The organism is Bradyrhizobium sp. CCH5-F6, from assembly GCF_001556045.1.
GTDB lineage: Bacteria > Pseudomonadota > Alphaproteobacteria > Rhizobiales > Xanthobacteraceae > Bradyrhizobium.
This window is the reverse complement of the sequence record NZ_LSIC01000038.1, coordinates 1-16,850: the sequence shown is the minus strand read 5'-3', so window position 1 is coordinate 16,850 and position 16,850 is coordinate 1. Positions and strand designations below refer to the sequence as shown.

The following is a 16,850-nucleotide window of genomic DNA, read 5'->3' as shown; positions in this document are numbered from 1 at the left end:
CGACGCGGCCGCCTGCCGAACGAAGAGCCAGTCTTTCGGGCCTTCGTCCCCGACCCTTGCCCGCAGACAACATTCAGGGCGGGGATAATGTCGCATTACGCACAGAATAGTATCATAAATTATCATAAATATATCGTTTAAACCCCTGCGCGGGTTTGGTGCGCGTTCCGGATGACCGGGCGCGCACGGAATCTCGCCCTTAAGCGCCCTGCAGCATCATTTGAGGTTATGTTATGACCACCGTCGTAAAAATAGGTGCCGAATTTCAGGTCAATAGCCAGACGACCGGCGGCCAGTGGTATCCCTCCGTCACCGGGCTTGCCAACGGTGGCTTCGTCGTCACCTGGCAGGATGGTCTCGCCGGATATAACGGCAGCGGCAGCAGTTCGCTCGGCGACACCAGCGGCTCCTCCGTCAAGGCGCAGGTCTATGCCGCCGACGGCAGCAAGGTCGGCGGGGAATTCCTCGTCAACACCCAGACCACGGGATCGCAGGCCACTCCGGTCGTGACCGGCCTCAGCAACGGCGGTTTCGTCGTTTCCTGGCAGGACCAGAACTCGACGAGCGGAGACATCAAGGCCCAGATCTACAGCGCCAGCGGCACCCCGGTCGGCGGCGAGTTTCTGATCAATACGGTCACCTCCAACAACCAGAACATGCCGGCTATCACCGGCCTGCCGAACGGCGGCTTCGTGGTCGCATGGACCAATCAGGGTTCGTCCGCGCCCGACGTCAAGGCCCAGGTCTACGACGCGAACGGCGCCAAGGTCGGCTCGGAATTCCTGGTGAACTCGACCAGCGTCTATGATCAGGAACGAACCTCGATCGCCACGCTGAGCAACGGCGACTTCGTGGTGACCTGGAACGATTTTCGCACCGGTAACTGGGAAGTTCGCGGCCAGGTCTTCCACCCCACCGCCAGCGGGGCGACCAAGGTGGGCAGCGAATTCACCGTCGACCAAGCTTACTACAACAATCGCATGGTTGCCGGCGTGACCGGGCTCGCCAACGGCAATTTCGTCATCAGCTTCGAGGATACCAGCGGAGAAATTCGCGCGCAGGTGTTCACGGCCGGCGGCGCCAAGGTCGGCTCCGAATTCCAGGTCAATACCCAGACCAGCGGCAATCAGGGCTTTTCGAGCATCACCGCCCTGACGGGTGGCGGCTTCGTCGTGACCTGGTCCGACGAAGGCACGGCGGACGGCAGCGGCTCCGGTATCAAGGCGCAGGTGTACGACGCGGCCGGGGCCAAGGTCGGCGGCGAGTACGTCGTCAATTCGCAGATCGCCAGCTATCAGTACTATCCGACGGTGGCAGCGCTCGCCAATGGCGGCTTTGTGATCAGCTGGCAGGATTTCAGCCAGACGCTCGGCGACAACTCGTCCTACGGCATCACCGCCCAGGTCTTCAACCTGTCGAACGCGCCCACCGCGCCGGCCATCGTGTCGGTGACCGACGACGTTTCTCCGAACACGGGCGTGATTGGAAACGGCGCCAGCACCAACGACACCAACCTGACGGTGCGCATCGCGACCGGCAGCAACTTCGCGGGCGACGTCATCCAGCTGTTCGACGGCCAGACCGCGCTGGGCACCGGCGTGACGCTCTCGCTCGCCGACATCGCACGCGGCTACATCGACCTTCAGACCGGCGTCCTCGGCGACGCCACCCATGCAATCACCGCCAAAGTCACAGATACTACTGGCGCGGTGAGCGATGCCGCCGCCGCGGTGAACGTCACTGTCGATACCGTTGCGCCGGTTGTCGGCATTGCCGGCGTCAGCCTCAACACCTCCAGCCTGCCCAGCTTCACCGTCAGCGGCAGCACCGAGCCTGGCCTGCAGGTCTCGGTCTATGACGGAGCGACGCTGATCGGCACCACGACGGCTGGCGGCGACGGATCCTGGAGCCTGGCCGGTGTGACGCTGGTCGAGGGCGCCAACAACCTGACCGCCAAGACCACGGACCTCGCCGGCAACACCGGCAATTCGACGGTCTTCGCAGCACCCACGCTGGTATCGACCGCTCCGGTTTCGGTCACCTCGGCGACCACCACCTCGATGGGCTACGTCGTCCTCGGCAGCGGCGTGCTCGATGTTGTCGGCGGCGGCAACGTCTCCGGCCAGATCACGATCGGCAATGGCGGCGTCGTCGATGTCCTGAACGGTGCGACGACCCAGCACACCGACATCCTGAACGGCGGCGTGCAGTATGACTACGGCAACGCCAGCGACACGATCGTTCGCGCCGGTGGTCAGCAGCACGTCTATTTCGGCGGCAACGCCGACGGGACCACGGTGGAAGCCGGCGGCTACCAGGACGTCTATTCGAGCTCGACCGTCACCAACGTTACGCTCAAGGGCCAGCAGCAGGTTCTTGCCGGTGGCAGCGCGATCGACACCACCGTCACCGGCGGCGGCTATCAGTACGTCGGCAACGGCGGCCACACTGAAGGCACCGTGATCGACACCGGCGGTCTCCAGTACGTCGACACCGGGGCCACCGCTGACGACACCGTCATCAACGGCGGCTTCCAGTTCGTCAACGGCAGTTCGAACGGTGGTTCGATCGGCGGCGGTCAATCGCAGACCGGCGGCATTGCGAACAACGTGACGGTCAAGAACGGGGGTGCCCAGCACGTCTATAACGGCGGCAGCGCCTCGGGCACGACGGTCGAGGCCGGCGCCTTCCAGGACGTCTACCACGGCGCCGTGACCGGCACGCTCCTCAGCGGCTCGCAGCAGGTCCTCGAAGGTGCCAGCGCCGACCAGACGGTGGTCCAGGCCGGCGGCAACGCTTATGTCGGCAATGGCGGCAGCGTGACCGCGACCACGGTGAATGCCGGCGGCCTCCTGTATGTCGACACCGGCGCGTCCGCTTCGGGCACGACGATCGACGGCGGCTTCGCCTGGATCGCCGGCACGGCCTTCAACACGACGATCAACGGCGGCGAACTGGACTTGACGGGCTCGGCCTCGGGCACGCATCTGGCCGGCGGCGTGGAACGCGTGCTGGCGGGCGGCGTGCAGAATGGCGTCGATTTCGCCGGCTCCGCGGCAACCCTCACGCTGGCAAATGCCGACGGCCTCACCGGCACCGTGTCGAACTTCGAAGTCGGCGACATGATCGACCTGCTCAATACGTCGGTCTCCTCGTTCACCTTCGACGGCTCGACCCTGACACTGGTCACGAATGCCGGTACCCACGCCTACCAGTTTGCCGGGGTCCAGTCCGGCACCGAGCTGAACGTCGCTGACGACGGCCACGGCGGGACGGCCATCTCGCTGTCGCTGCTCGTGCAGCAGTCGGCCAGTCTCGTTCCCGACGCAGGCACGGAGAGCAGCTTCGTGGCGCAGGACACCACCCAGCAGCAGACCACGCTGGTCAGCCACGGCTGATCCCGCGATCGGCACCGGCACAGCCGGTCCCGATTTCCGTCCGAAGCGGCGGGAGGCCTCGCGGGCCTCCCGCCGTCTTCACATCCGACGACGTGCGAGCAATAACATTGTCCGCAAGTCTCGAACGTAGTTATCAAACCGTAACATAGCAGCGTTAGCTATCGGCGGCCTGCCGCCGGCAGGCGATGTCCGATCATCCGGACCCGGTGAACTCGGATAGCTGCAGTCCATGAGTATGAACGAGACCAATGCGAGGGAGCCGGCGGCCGGCCAACCGTCCGCTGCCGCGACCCCGAGGGCTCCGGCCGATCCCGGCCTGACCGCGCTGGTCATGATGCTCCAGTTTCTCGGCGTTCCCGCCGAGCCGGAGCAGCTCCGCCATCAGCTCGGCGTCAATGTGGTCGGCATCACCGAGATGCTGCGCTCCACCAGGCAGTTCAACGTCAAGGCGCGGCTGGTGAAGACCAGGTGGGACCGTCTCGACAAGACTCCCCTGCCGGCCATCGTCCCGCTGCGCGACGGCGGCTTCCTCATCCTGGGCAAGGCCGGCGACGGCAAGGCCATCGTGCAATATCCCGGCTCGCCGCGTCCGCAGATGCTGACCAAGGCCCAGTTCGAGGTACTCTGGGACGGCCGCGTCATCCTGATGACCAAGCGGGCGGCGCTGGCCGAACTGTCGCGGCGCTTCGACATCACCTGGTTCATGGGCGCGATCAACCGCTATCGCGGCCTGCTCGGCGAGGTGCTGCTGGCTTCGTTCTTCCTGCAGATCTTCGCGCTGGTGTCGCCGCTGTTCTTCCAGGTGGTGATCGACAAGGTGCTCGTCCACCGCAGCCTCGGCACGCTGGACGTGCTGGTCGTGGGCATCGTCGCGATATCGATCTTCGAGGTCGTCCTCGGCGGCCTGCGCACCTACCTGTTCGCGCACACCACGAACCGCATCGACGTCGAACTCGGCGCGCGCCTGTTCCGCCATCTGCTGGCGCTTCCGCTGTCCTATTTCCAGGCGCGGCGCGTCGGCGACACCGTGGCACGGGTCCGTGAACTCGAGAATCTGCGCAATTTCATCACCGGCTCGGCCCTGACGCTGGTGATCGATCTGTTCTTTACCTTCGTGTTTCTCGCGCTGATGGCGTTCTACTCGCCGCTCCTGACCGCGATCGTGATCGCGTCCTTTCCGTTCTACATCGCCATCTCCGCCGGAGCCACGCCGCTGTTCCGCTATCGGCTCGACGAGAAATTTAAGCGCGGCGCCGAGAACCAGTCATTCCTGGTGGAGAGCGTCACGGGCGTCGAGGCGCTCAAGGCCATGGCCGTCGAGCCGCAGATGCAACGGCGCTGGGAAGAGCAGCTTGCGGGCTACGTCGCGTCCAGCTTCCGCGTCGTCAATCTCGGCAACGTCGCCAGCCAGGGCGTTCAGTTCGTCAGCAAGATCAACATGGCGGTGCTGCTCTATTTCGGCGCCAAGCTCGTCATCGACGGCAATCTGACCGTCGGCGAACTCGTCGCCTTCAACATGCTCTCGGGCCGCGTCACGGCACCGGTGCTGAGACTGTCCCAGCTCTGGCAGGACTTCCACCAGGCACGATTGTCGGTCGAACGGCTCGGTGACATCCTCAACACCGTGCCGGAGCCGACGCACCGGCCGGGACGCGCGGCCCTGCCGGCGATCCGCGGCGAGATCGTCTTCGAGCATGTCGGCTTCCGCTACCGGATCGACGGGCCATCCATCCTGAACGACATCAATCTGAGAATACCCGCGGGTCAGATCGTCGGGATCGTCGGCACCTCGGGATCCGGCAAGAGCACGTTGGGGAAGCTGATCCAGCGGCTCTACCTGCCCGAGTCGGGCCGCGTGCTGGTGGATGGCAACGATCTGGCCGCGGTCGACCCGACCTGGCTGCGTCGGCAGGTCGGCGTCGTGCTGCAGGAGAACATGCTGTTCAACAGCTCGGTGCGCGACAACATCGCGCTGGCGGACCCTGCCCTGCCGATGGAACGGGTCGTCGCCGCGGCGAAGCTTGCCGGCGCGCACGAGTTCATCCTCGAGCTCCAGGACGGCTATGACACGATCATCGGCGAGCGCGGCAGCACGCTGTCGGGCGGTCAGCGCCAGCGCATTGCGATCGCGCGGGCGCTGACGACCGATCCGCGGGTGCTGATCTTCGACGAAGCCACCTCCGCGCTCGATTACGAGAGCGAGCGGGTGATCCAGCAGAACATGCGCGAGATCACGGCAGGCCGTACAGTCCTGATCATCGCGCATCGGCTCTCGACCGTGCGGACAGCGGACCGCATCATCACGATCGAGCGCGGGCGCATCGTCGAGGACGGCTCGCACGACCAGTTGATCCGCAGCGGCGGACGTTATGCGACACTTCATCGTGTCCAGGCAGGCATCCATGAGGTCGGCTAGGGCGATGCTCGCCTCGCTACGCAGGCCGACGCGCACGCGCGACGAGCGGGCATTCCTTCCGGCCGCCCTCGAGATCGTGGAGACACCGCCCTCCCCGATCGGCCGCGCCATTTCCGGGACGATCTCGGCGGTCTTCCTGATCGCGCTGATTTGGGCCGGCATCGGCACGGTCAACATCATTGCCACTGCGACCGGCAAGATCGTGCCGGATGGTCGCACCAAGGTGATCCAGCCGTTCGAGACCGCCGTGGTGCGTGCCATCCACGTGCGGGATGGTCAGCGCGTCAAGGCCGGAGATCTGCTGATCGAACTCGACCCGACGATGAGCCAGGCGGAGCTCAGCCATCTCCAGAGCGACCTCGTCGCCAGCGAACTCGACATCGCTCGCCTGCGGGCGGCGCTTGCCGGTGGCGACGAAAGCAAATTCGTCCCGCCCGAACGCGCTACCCCTGAGCAGATCCGGACCGCCAAGCGGTTTCTCGCTTCGCAAACGGCCGAACAGGCGGCCAAGCTGACCACGCTGGAATGGCAGGGCACGCAAAAGAAGGCGGAGCGGGCCACCACCGAGGCCTCGATCGGCAAGATCTCCTCGTTGATCCCGATCCTCCAGCAGCGCGTCGACGTACGAAAATATCTGGTCGACCGCGAATTCGGTTCCAAGCTGCAATATCTCACCGAGATGCAGGACCTCGTCTCCTACCAGCAGGAACTGCTGGTCCAGAAGAGCCGCTTTGCCGAGGCCGACGCGGCCGTGGGCGGCATCGAAGAGACCTTGCGCCGCACGCAAGCCGAATATCAACGCGGCCTGTTCGACGAACTCGCAAAGGCCGAGCAGAAAGCAGCAGGGCTGCGCCAGGACATCGTCAAGGCCGAGCAGCGCACCAGCCTGCTGCGCCTCACCGCGCAGGAAGACGGCATCGTTCAGCAACTCGCCGTCCACTCGATCGGGGGCGTCGTCACGCCGGCACAGACGCTGATGGTTTTGGTGCCAACAAGCGGCGGCCTCGAAATCGAGGCCATGATCTCCAACCGCGACATCGGCTTCGTCCGTCCGGGCGAAGAGGCCGCGATCAAGATCGATACGTTCAGCTTCACCCGCTACGGATTGCGTCAGGGCAGGGTGCTCAGCGTCTCGCAGGACGCCATCGTCCGCAACAAGCCGCAGGAAAAGCCCGGCGAGGCGCCGACGGGCACCGAAACGGCATCCAGCGAGCCGAAGGGCCAGGAACTCGTCTATTCCGCCCGCGTCTCCCTCGACCGCCCCGAAATGGACGTCGATGGACGCACCGTCAATCTGGCGCCCGGCATGGCCGTGACCGTCGAAATCAAGACCGGTACGCGGACCATCCTGAGCTATCTGATCTCGCCGCTCATTCGCTATGGTCAGGAAAGCTTGCGGGAGCGCTGAGGCACGCGGCGATGACACGCTCGCGCGGGTGAAGAGGTCCTGTCGGATCTGGTGAGATGCATCCCCGCCCGCTACGGCGCTATGTGCGGGATCGGACCGTTGTCCAAAACGACATCGTCGACCAGGTGCGGGTCGGCGCGTTCGGCAAGCGCGCTCCCCAGCCTGGCCGGCTTCGTGAGTTATTTCAGGCTGCCCGGGCAATCTGGCTGGGGCGGGAGGGATCGAACCTCCGAATGGCGGAATCAAAATCCGCTGCCTTACCGCTTGGCTACGCCCCATCAGGCGACTGACGGAATGGCGGAAGATCGGGCTACCGCGGATTCTCTCCAGTCGCAGCCGGTCTATAGGGAGAGGCGCGGCATTTCAACCGCCTGGAGGGGCAAAATACCACAGGCCAAGGATCGGCCCGCTTCACTCTATATTGCCCCCGCAGCGATGCCGTTCCCGGCCACTGCCCCGCCTCGGACCATTGAGACCGCCCCCGTTTCGTGAGAATACGGCTGCAATATTTGTCCTCGGGAGTGAGCCATGACCTACCGCGCGCCGATTTCTGACATGCTGCTGTCGCTCAACCATGGCGCGGGCCTCAAGGCCGCGATGGAAGCCGGGCATTATGGCGATTTCGACGCCGACCTCGCCGCCGCCGTGCTGGAGGAAGCCGGCAAGTTCGCTTCGGACGTGCTGGCGCCGCTCAACAAGGTGGGCGACGAGCACGGCATCAAGCTCGACGACGGCAAGGTCACGACCGCGCCGGGCTGGCCGGACGCCTACAAGCGCTGGACCGAGGGCGGCTGGAACGCGGTGTCCGGCCCGGAAGACTTCGGCGGCCAGGGCCTGCCGCTCGCGATCAACGCCGCCTGCACCGAGATCTGGAGCGCCGCCAACGTCGCCTTCGGCCTCTGTCCGCTGCTGACGGCCTCGGCGATCGAGGCGCTGGACGCGCATGGCAGCGACGAGCTGAAGAGAATCTATCTCGCGAAGCTCGTCTCCGGCGAATGGACCGGCACGATGCAGCTGACCGAGCCGCAGGCAGGCTCCGACGTCGGCGCGCTGCGCACCCGCGCGGAGAAGCAGGCTGACGGCACCTATCGCATCACGGGGACGAAGATCTTCATCACCTATGGCGAGCACGACATGACCGACAACATCGTGCATTTCGTGCTGGCGCGCCTGCCTGATGCGCCCGCCGGCACCAAGGGTATCTCGCTCTTTCTCGTTCCCAAGTTCATGGTGAATGCCGACGGCTCACTGGGACAGCGCAACGACATCTATGCCTCCGGCGTCGAGCACAAACTCGGCATGCACGCTTCCCCGACCTGCACCATGACCATGGGCGATCACGGCGGCGCGATCGGCTTTCTCATCGGTGAAGAGAACCAGGGCATGCGCTGCATGTTCACGATGATGAACCAGGCCCGCCTCGGAGTCGGCCTGGAGGGCGTCGGCGTTGCCGACCGCGCCTACCAGCAGGCCTTGTCGTATGCGCAGGAGCGCAAGCAGGGTCGCGCGGTCGGCAAGAAAGGCGACGGCTCGGATGCGATCTTCGTGCATCCCGACGTCAAGCGCATGCTGATGCGGATGCGGGCGCAGACCGCGGCCGCGCGCACCATCTGCTATGCGACCGCGGTCGCGATCGACGTCTCGACGCGGGCCAAGGACGCGAAGGTGCGCGCCGACGCGGCAGCACGCGCGGCGCTGCTCACGCCGATGGCCAAGGCCTATTCCACCGATATCGGCAACGAGGTCGCCTATCTCGGCGTGCAGATCCATGGCGGCATGGGCTTCATCGAGGAGACCGGCGCGGCCCAGCACTACCGCGATGCCCGCATCACCGCGATATACGAGGGCACCAACGGCATCCAGGCGATCGATCTCGTCACGCGCAAGCTGGCGGCCAATGGCGGCGCGTCTGTGTGGGCATTGCTCGACGAACTCTCGGCAACCGTCAGCAAGGTCGAGGCCTCCAACGATCCCGGTTTCGGCACCACGGGTGCAAAGCTGCGCGAGGCGCTGGACGCTTTGAGGCGCACCAGCAAATGGCTCCTGGAGCGCGTTGCCTCCGCACCGAACGAGGCGCTCGCGGGAGCGACTCCCTATCTGCAGCAGTTCGGCGCGACGCTCGGCGGCTGCCTGCTCGCCTCCGAGGCGCTTGCCGCCAAAGCCGACGGTAACGCGGACGCTGCGCGCTACGTTGCGCTCGCGCGCTTCTTTGCCGAGAACATCACGGTGCAGGCGGGAGCGCTCGAGCGGACCGTGACGGAAAGCGCGGAGTCGGTCGCGGCGGCGGATGCGGTGCTGCTGGGGTAGTCGCTTCATGTGTCCGGACGCGCTGCAACGCGTCGCGCTGCTGCGCAGAGTCGGGACACAAGGCAAGGAAGCGATCGGGATGACATGAGCCCCCGTTCGGCAGCGCACCGCTGAAATAGCGCTGCGTCCGGGGGCACGAGAGGCAACCCGGCTCAGGCTACGAAGCTGCGATCTCCGCCCGTCTGCCCGGCCGCCACAGCACCACGCCCGCCGCGACGAGATCGAGCACCACACACAACGCAAAGGCCGTCGTGTAGTTGCCGGTCACGCTACGCACGAGACCGACGATGCCGGGGCCGAACGCGCTGACGATGCCGCTGATAGACGTGCCCAATCCCATCGCGGCAGCGAAGGCGGTAGCGCCGACCTCGCGCTGGATGATCAGGGGCGGGAACGTGATCATGTTGCCGATCGAGAAGCCGTAGACGCCGCAGCAGGCCAGCAGGACGGTCGGACTCGTGCTTTGGAGAAGCACGAACAGCGCCGCCGCCTGGCTCGTCATCGACGCAGCGCAGGCGAGACGCGGATCGAGCCGGTCGACGAACAGGCCGAGCGACAGGCGCCCGACCACCGCCATCGCCGCCATGATGGTCACCGCGAGCCCTGCCGCGGAGCGGCCGATCAGCGGCTCGAGAAACGTGACCTGGTGGATGATGAACCCCATCTGCGCCAGCAGCGCCATCGCGATCGGCAGCACCATGGTCCAGAACGCCGCGTTGGCGAGCAGCGCCTTGCGGGAAAGGCCTGGCGCGGCCGCGCCGCGAGCGACCGGACGTCCGCCCGATTTGAGCGACATCCCGGCGGGCCAGCTGATGAAGGTCACGACCACGGGCAGCACCAGAACCATCATCGCGAGCGTGGCCGCCAGCATCGCGGACCGGAAGCCGATGCTGCCGGTCAGCGACAGCAGCAGCGGGACGAGGATGATACCGCCGCAGGTCGCTCCGTTGAAAGCAAGGCTGAGCGCGAGCCCGCGGCGCCGCTCGAACCAGGAATTCAGCAGGGTCGCGATCACCACGGTGCCCATGCCGGTCCAGCCGACCGACATCAGCGCATAGGCGAGATAGAGCTGCCAGGGCGTCTGCATCAGTGCCAGCAGCGCGGTCGAAGCGCCGAGCGCCGACAGGCCGCACAGGATCAGGCAGCGCAGCCCAATGCGCTCGAGCAGATCGTCGGTGAAGACGACGAGCACGGATGTCAGGACGAACGAGAAGGTGCTGGCCGCGGAAATCAGCGTGCCCGGCCAGCCATGGGCGCGCTGGAGCTCGGCGAGATAGACGCCCTGGCCGTAGAGGCCGAACCCGAACATGAAGAAGGCCATCAGGAAGCAGGCCAGCACGACACGCCAACCGCGATAATGTGGGGAGGATTCGTCAATACGGGTTGCGGCAATCATCTGTCGAGCAATCAGAAAAAGAGAGAACGCGCGAGATCGTGCCCCACAACTAACGGTTTTTCAAATGAAACATTGTAGCCACTTGTTGCGCCACGCGCCATCAGCCGGTGGCGTGCGCCAATCCTTGTGCAACGCGGCGCTGAAAAGATGAGCGCATGTAGCGGCAGATGAGCCGCGCGATCGATACGGCGCAGAACGACGCCCGTTGCATGATCATCGCCGGCGTCTCCGTTCACCGGCCGCGACAACCTCGAGGGTTTCGTGCGAGCCGACACGCGTGTTAACGACGAAGCATTGTGATATCTTCGCGCGCTGCGTCTAATCTTGTCCCATGCGATACGTCTTTCCGATCCTGGCCGTCCTCGCCGCCCTCCCCGCCTCGGCCCAGACCGCGGCGCCGGTCGAGCTGCGCATCCTCGCGATCAACGATTTTCACGGCAATCTGCGTCCGCCGCCGGGCGGCATCCGCATCGAGGATCCCGAGGACAACGCCAAGAAGGTCATGGTGGCGGCCGGCGGCGCCGAATACATGGCGACGCTGGTGAAGCAGCTGCGGGAGGGGCGCAAGAACACCATCTTCGTCGCTGCCGGCGATCTGATCGGCGCGAGCCCTTTCCTGTCGGCGATGTTCCACGACGAGCCCTCGATCGAGTCGCTCTCGATGATGGGCCTTGCGATCAGCTCGGTCGGCAATCATGAATTCGACGAAGGCAAGACCGAGCTCTTGCGGATGCAGAACGGCGGCTGCCATCCGGTCGACGGCTGCCAGGGACCGCATCCCTTCACGGGCGCCAAATTCCGTTATCTCGCGGCCTCCACCATCGAGACCGCGACAGGCAAGAGCGTGCTGCCGCCCTACGAGATCCGGGATTTCGACGGCGTTCCCGTCGCCTTCATCGGGCTGACCTTGAAGGAGACCGCCGGCATCGTCTCGCCATCGGGCATTGCCGGACTCGAATTCCGCGACGAGGCCGAGACGGTGAACGCGCTCGTGCCGCAGCTGAAGGCGGCTGGCGTCGAAGCGATCGTGGTGTTGATCCACCAGGGCGGCGAGCCCGCCGGCGACTACAATGAATGCCCGGGCCTTGCGGGGCCGATCGTCGACATCGTCAAGAAATTCGATCGTGCCGTGGACGTCGTCGTCAGCGGCCACACCCACCGCGCCTATGTCTGCGACATCGACGGGCGGCTCGTCACCAGCGGCGACAAATACGGGACGCTGGTCACCGCCATCGACCTCAGGCTCGATCCGGCGACGCGCGACATCGTCAGCGCCAAAGCCGAGAACGTCATCGTCGCCAATGCTTCGCTGGCCAAGGATCCCGAGCAGACCGCATTGATCGACGCCTACGACAAGCTCTCTGCGCCGATCGCCAACCGGCCGGCCGGTTCGGTGACGCAGACGCTGTCGCGCGTGCCGAACGAGGCCGGCGAAAGCGCGCTTGGCGATATCATCGCCGACGCGCAATTGCTCGCAACCCGCGACGCGAAGGATGGCAGCGCTGTCATCGCGCTCACCAATCCCGGCGGCATCCGCACGGACATCGTCCCGAAGGAGAACGGCGCGATAACGTTCGGCGATGTCTTCGCCAGCCAGCCGTTCCGCAACCGCCTCGTCACCATGACGCTGACGGGCAGCCAGCTCAAGGACATGCTCGAGCAGCAATGGTTGGACCCAAAGCGGCCGCGGATCCTCCAGGTGTCGAACGGGTTCAGCTATACTTGGGATGCATCAAGGCCATTCGGCGAGCGCGTCATTCCTGAGAAGATGACGCTCAATGGCGGGCTGATCGAATCTGGAAGCGGCTACCGCGTCACGCTCAACGACTACCTCGCCGTCGGCGGAGACGGGTTTACCGTCGCCAAACAGGGCACGGCGCTGCAATATGGCGGCTACGACGCGGACGCGCTGTTCGCGTTCTTCAGGGCGCACGGGCCGATCGGGCCGCTGCCGCTCAACCGCATCCTGCGCGTGAATTGATCCGGATCAAACGGACGGCCCTTTGCCATTCCCGGCCAAGCGCTTAAATTGGGATTTGCATTGCGTTTTGGCGGCGGATGCGCCAACGACGTCAAAAGCCCGTATCCCATGAGGCCGACCTGATGAGCACGCTTCTCCTTTCCCACAAGGCCTGCCTCGACCATGTCACGCCGCCGGGACACCCTGAGCGGCCGGATCGTCTGCGCGCGGTGGAAGAAGCCCTGTCGCAAGAGCGCTTCCAGTTCCTGGCGCGCGAGGAGGCGCCGGAGGGCGATCTCGATCTCGTCACCCTCTGCCACAACGAGCATTACGTCACCGAGTTGCGCCACATCGCTCCGACCAGCGGTCAGGTTTACATCGACGGCGACACCTCGATGTCCCCTGGCACGTGGGAAGCGGTGATGCGCGGCGTCGGCGGAGCTGTCGCGGCGACCGAAGCCGTAATGAATGGCGAGCACCGCAACGCCTTCGTCGCGATACGCCCGCCCGGACATCACGCCGAGATCGGCAAGCCGATGGGCTTCTGCTTCTTCGACAATGTCGCCATCGCCGCGCGCCACGCGCAGCGCAAATTCGGCATCAAGCGCGCGGCCATCGTCGATTTCGACGTGCACCACGGCAACGGCACGCAGGACATCTTCTGGTCGGACCCGACCGTGATGTACTGCTCGACGCACCAGATGCCGCTGTTTCCGGGCACCGGCGCCAAGAGCGAGCGCGGCGATCACGACACCATCGTCAACGCGCCTCTCGCTTCCGAAGACGGAGGCCCCGAATTCCGCTCCGCGTTCGAGCATCTGATCCTCCCGCAGCTCGAGAAGTTCAGCCCCGAGCTGATCGTCATATCCGCCGGCTTCGACGCGCATTACCGCGACCCCCTCGCCTCGCTGAACCTGCGCGCGGAGGACTACGCCTGGGTGACGCGCAAGCTGATGGACCTCGCCGACAAGACCGCAGGCGGCCGCGTTGTTTCGGTGCTCGAGGGGGGCTATGACCTGCAAGGACTGAAAGAATCTGTTACGGCGCATGTCGGCGCCTTGATGGGCGCCTGACGACGCCCGCCACATTAAGCCCGCAAAACCCGCCTTCACTGCAAGGAAAGCGAGTCGGGCAATCGGAAACGGATATGGCCGAAAATACCCAAGTCGACGTCTCCAGGCTCACCTTCGAGCGCGCGATCGAGGAACTCGAGACGATCGTGAAGCGGCTCGAAGACGGCAAGGTGCCGCTCGAGGAATCCGTGACGATCTACGAGCGCGGTGAAGCCCTCAAGCGCCGCTGCGAGGAGCTCTTGCGCCAGGCCGAGGCGCGGGTCGACAAGATCACCACCGATGCCAGTGGTCAGCCCACAGGCACTGCGCCGCTCGACGTGCAGTAAGGAAAGGCTCCCCGATCCCTGGCCGCGCGTGCGCCTGTAAGGCGCGGCCGGCTTGCATTTTTGCATGATGACACGGCGCCTTCCCTGGCGTGACGCGGTTCCCTCGGCGGAGCCGTTGCAGCCACGCCCCGGAATCGGGGCCATCCGTGCACCAAACGATCCATTCCGCCGAGAAAGTCTGCGACGGAACCGGGCAAACCGGAACCGGTCCTTGCCCGGCCAAGGTTAACCAAACTGGCCCGCCGGTTGCACCTGCATACCCGTAGCCGGCCCTGCGGGTTGGCTTTGGCCCAAGCTTTGGTGTAAAGCTGCGCGGAGTGTGGCTTTTTGCAAGCGTTGCGTGGGCACCAAATACCGACGGCAAGCGCTTCAAACTGCTAATGAAATTGGCTTGGGACGGACGAAGCCGATCTAAGTGACAGGGATCACAGAGACTGAACCGGAGCGCACCTAAGCTTACCTAAGCTTGAAGACGGGGCTTTGGCCCATGCAGGTGGCTCCGACGGTTTGAGGACTCGCGCTGCGCCGATATTGTGCAAACCCATCGCGCACCGGAATGACCTTCCGGCGCTGACAAATTGGAAATCGCCGTGAACGCATACAGTAAGACGCCGCTTCTCGACACCATCCGGACGCCGGAAGACCTGCGCAAGCTCAAGGTCGAGCAGGTTCGCCAGGTCGCTGACGAGTTGCGGCAGGAGACCATCGATGCCGTCTCGGTGACCGGCGGTCATTTCGGCGCGGGCCTCGGCGTGGTCGAGCTCACCACCGCGATCCACTACGTATTCGATACGCCGCGCGACCGGCTGATCTGGGACGTCGGCCATCAGGCCTATCCGCACAAGATCCTCACCGGCCGGCGCGACCGCATCCGCACGCTGCGCACCGGCGGCGGTCTCTCCGGCTTCACCAAGCGCAGCGAGAGCGACTACGATCCGTTCGGCGCGGCGCATTCCTCGACCTCGATCTCCGCCGGCCTCGGCATGGCCGTCGCGCGCGACCTCTCCGGCGGCAAGAACAACGTTATCGCAGTGATCGGTGACGGTGCGATGTCGGCGGGCATGGCCTATGAAGCCATGAACAACGCGGGTGCCATGAACTCGCGCCTGATCGTCATCCTCAACGACAACGACATGTCGATTGCGCCCCCGGTCGGCGCCATGAGCGCCTATCTGTCGCGCCTCTACTCGGGCAAGACCTATCGCACCCTGCGCGAGGCGGCCAAGCAGATCAACAAGCGCCTGCCCAAGATCCTCGCCAACCGCGCCAACCGCGTCGAGGAATATTCGCGCGGCTTCATGATGGACGGCGGCACGCTGTTCGAGGAACTCGGCTTCTATTACGTCGGCCCGATCGACGGGCACAATCTCGACCACCTCCTGCCCGTACTGAAGAACGTGCGCGACATGGAGGAAGGCCCGATCCTGGTCCACGTCGTGACGCAGAAGGGCAAGGGCTACGGCCCGGCAGAAGCCTCCGCCGACAAGTATCACGCGGTCGTCAAGTTCGACGTCGCGACCGGTACCCAGGCCAAGGCCAAGCCGAACGCGCCGGCCTACCAGAACGTGTTCGGCCAGAGCCTCGTCAAGGAAGCGCAGAAGGACGACAAGATCGTCGCCATCACCGCGGCCATGCCTTCGGGCACCGGCGTAGACATCTTCAACAAGGCGTTCCCCGACCGCACCTTCGACGTCGGCATCGCCGAGCAGCACGCGGTGACCTTCGCCGCCGGTCTTGCGACCGAAGGCTACAAGCCGTTCTGTGCGATCTACTCGACCTTCCTGCAGCGCGGCTATGACCAGATCGTGCATGACGTCGCGATCCAGAGTCTGCCGGTCCGCTTCGCCATCGACCGCGCAGGCCTCGTCGGTGCCGACGGCGCGACCCATGCCGGCTCGTTCGACAACGCCTATCTCGGCTGCCTGCCCAACATGGTGATCATGGCGGCGGCCGACGAAGCCGAGCTCGTGCACATGGTGGCGACCCAGGTCGCGATCGACGACCGTCCGAGTTCGCTGCGCTACCCGCGCGGCGAAGGCCGCGGCATCGAGATGCCCGAAGTCGGCATTCCGCTCGAAATCGGCAAGGGCCGCATGATCCGGCAGGGCAGCAAGATCGCGCTGCTCTCCTTCGGCACGCGCCTCGCCGAATGCGAGAAGGCCGCCGACGAGCTCGCCGCCCTCGGCCTGTCGACCACGATCGCGGACGCGCGCTTCATGAAGCCGCTGGACACCGAGCTGGTGCTCAAGCTGGCCCGCGACCACGAAATCCTGATCACGATCGAGGAAGGCTCGATCGGCGGCTTCGGCTCGCATGTCGCGCAGTACCTGACCGATCAGGGCGTGCTCGACACCGGCATGGTCAAGTTCCGCTCGATGGTGCTGCCCGACGTGTTCCAGGACCACGACACCCCGGCCGCGATGTACGCCCGCGCCGGTCTCGACGCCAAGGGCATCGTCGCCAAGGTGTTCGAGGCGCTCGGCAAGGACGTGAAGACCGAGACGGTCAAGCTGGCCTGATGCTGGTTCACCTCTCCCGCTGACCTGTCTCTTATACACATCTGACG

Annotated in this window: 9 protein-coding genes and 1 tRNA gene; 8 read left to right on the top strand and 2 right to left on the bottom strand. The window is 65.2% G+C overall.

All coding sequences use genetic code 11. The features are described 5' to 3' along the window. Positions 1-233: 233 nt before the first annotated feature. The 3 genes from AX729_RS06400 (at position 234) to AX729_RS06390 (ending at position 7,222) form a co-directional block, all read left to right on the top strand. Positions 234-3,398 carry an Ig-like domain-containing protein gene (locus tag AX729_RS06400; RefSeq protein ID WP_061021215.1) on the top strand — a complete coding sequence of 1,055 codons (3,165 nt, stop codon included), beginning with the start codon at positions 234-236 and terminating at the stop codon, positions 3,396-3,398. 229 nt (positions 3,399-3,627) lie between these two features. Further along, a complete protein-coding gene (locus AX729_RS06395) occupies positions 3,628-5,814 on the top strand; it encodes a type I secretion system permease/ATPase (protein WP_349643752.1) in 2,187 nt (728 codons plus the stop codon). Beyond that, a complete protein-coding gene (locus AX729_RS06390; protein WP_061021214.1) occupies positions 5,801-7,222 on the top strand; it encodes an HlyD family type I secretion periplasmic adaptor subunit in 1,422 nt (473 codons plus the stop codon). Before AX729_RS06395 ends, AX729_RS06390 begins: the two co-directional genes overlap by 14 nt. A gap of 203 nt (positions 7,223-7,425) precedes the next feature. On the opposite strand, the gene AX729_RS06385 is transcribed toward AX729_RS06390, so the two are convergent. Next, a tRNA-Gln gene (locus AX729_RS06385) sits at positions 7,426-7,500 on the bottom strand. Positions 7,501-7,750: 250 nt separating this feature from the next. Between AX729_RS06385 and AX729_RS06380 the strand changes: the two genes are divergently transcribed. After that, complete coding sequence (locus AX729_RS06380; protein WP_061021212.1) at positions 7,751-9,529, top strand: acyl-CoA dehydrogenase family protein; 1,779 nt, start codon at positions 7,751-7,753, stop codon at positions 9,527-9,529. A gap of 157 nt (positions 9,530-9,686) precedes the next feature. On the opposite strand, the gene AX729_RS06375 is transcribed toward AX729_RS06380, so the two are convergent. After that, the gene (locus tag AX729_RS06375; protein ID WP_061021210.1) at positions 9,687-10,925 is read right to left on the bottom strand and encodes an MFS transporter; all 1,239 of its coding nucleotides are present in this window, start codon (positions 10,923-10,925) and stop codon (positions 9,687-9,689) included. Positions 10,926-11,256: 331 nt separating this feature from the next. Between AX729_RS06375 and AX729_RS06370 the strand changes: the two genes are divergently transcribed. The 4 genes from AX729_RS06370 (at position 11,257) to dxs (ending at position 16,803) form a co-directional block, all read left to right on the top strand. Further along, positions 11,257-12,906 carry a bifunctional metallophosphatase/5'-nucleotidase gene (locus AX729_RS06370; RefSeq protein ID WP_061021209.1) on the top strand — a complete coding sequence of 550 codons (1,650 nt, stop codon included), beginning with the start codon at positions 11,257-11,259 and terminating at the stop codon, positions 12,904-12,906. 122 nt (positions 12,907-13,028) lie between these two features. Then, complete coding sequence (locus AX729_RS06365) at positions 13,029-13,958, top strand: histone deacetylase family protein (RefSeq protein WP_061021263.1); 930 nt, start codon at positions 13,029-13,031, stop codon at positions 13,956-13,958. A gap of 74 nt (positions 13,959-14,032) precedes the next feature. After that, complete coding sequence (locus tag AX729_RS06360; protein ID WP_061021206.1) at positions 14,033-14,284, top strand: exodeoxyribonuclease VII small subunit; 252 nt, start codon at positions 14,033-14,035, stop codon at positions 14,282-14,284. A gap of 590 nt (positions 14,285-14,874) precedes the next feature. Next, positions 14,875-16,803, top strand: a complete 1,929-nt coding sequence (gene dxs, locus AX729_RS06355; protein ID WP_061021260.1) for a 1-deoxy-D-xylulose-5-phosphate synthase — start codon at positions 14,875-14,877, stop codon at positions 16,801-16,803. The last annotated feature ends 47 nt before the right edge of the window (positions 16,804-16,850 follow it).

What these genes read in the sequence shown, in the direction of transcription:
- AX729_RS06380 (WP_061021212.1), top strand. Translation starts at nt 7,751, where the DNA reads ATGACCTACCGCGCGCCGATTTCTGACATGCTGCTGTCGCTCAACCAT.
- AX729_RS06365 (WP_061021263.1), top strand. Translation starts at nt 13,029, where the DNA reads ATGAGCACGCTTCTCCTTTCCCACAAGGCCTGCCTCGACCATGTCACG.
- AX729_RS06390 (WP_061021214.1), top strand. Translation starts at nt 5,801, where the DNA reads ATGAGGTCGGCTAGGGCGATGCTCGCCTCGCTACGCAGGCCGACGCGC.
- AX729_RS06395 (WP_349643752.1), top strand. Translation starts at nt 3,628, where the DNA reads ATGAGTATGAACGAGACCAATGCGAGGGAGCCGGCGGCCGGCCAACCG.
- AX729_RS06400 (WP_061021215.1), top strand. Translation starts at nt 234, where the DNA reads ATGACCACCGTCGTAAAAATAGGTGCCGAATTTCAGGTCAATAGCCAG.
- AX729_RS06370 (WP_061021209.1), top strand. Translation starts at nt 11,257, where the DNA reads ATGCGATACGTCTTTCCGATCCTGGCCGTCCTCGCCGCCCTCCCCGCC.
- AX729_RS06360 (WP_061021206.1), top strand. Translation starts at nt 14,033, where the DNA reads ATGGCCGAAAATACCCAAGTCGACGTCTCCAGGCTCACCTTCGAGCGC.
- AX729_RS06375 (WP_061021210.1), bottom strand. Translation starts at nt 10,925, where the DNA reads ATGATTGCCGCAACCCGTATTGACGAATCCTCCCCACATTATCGCGGT.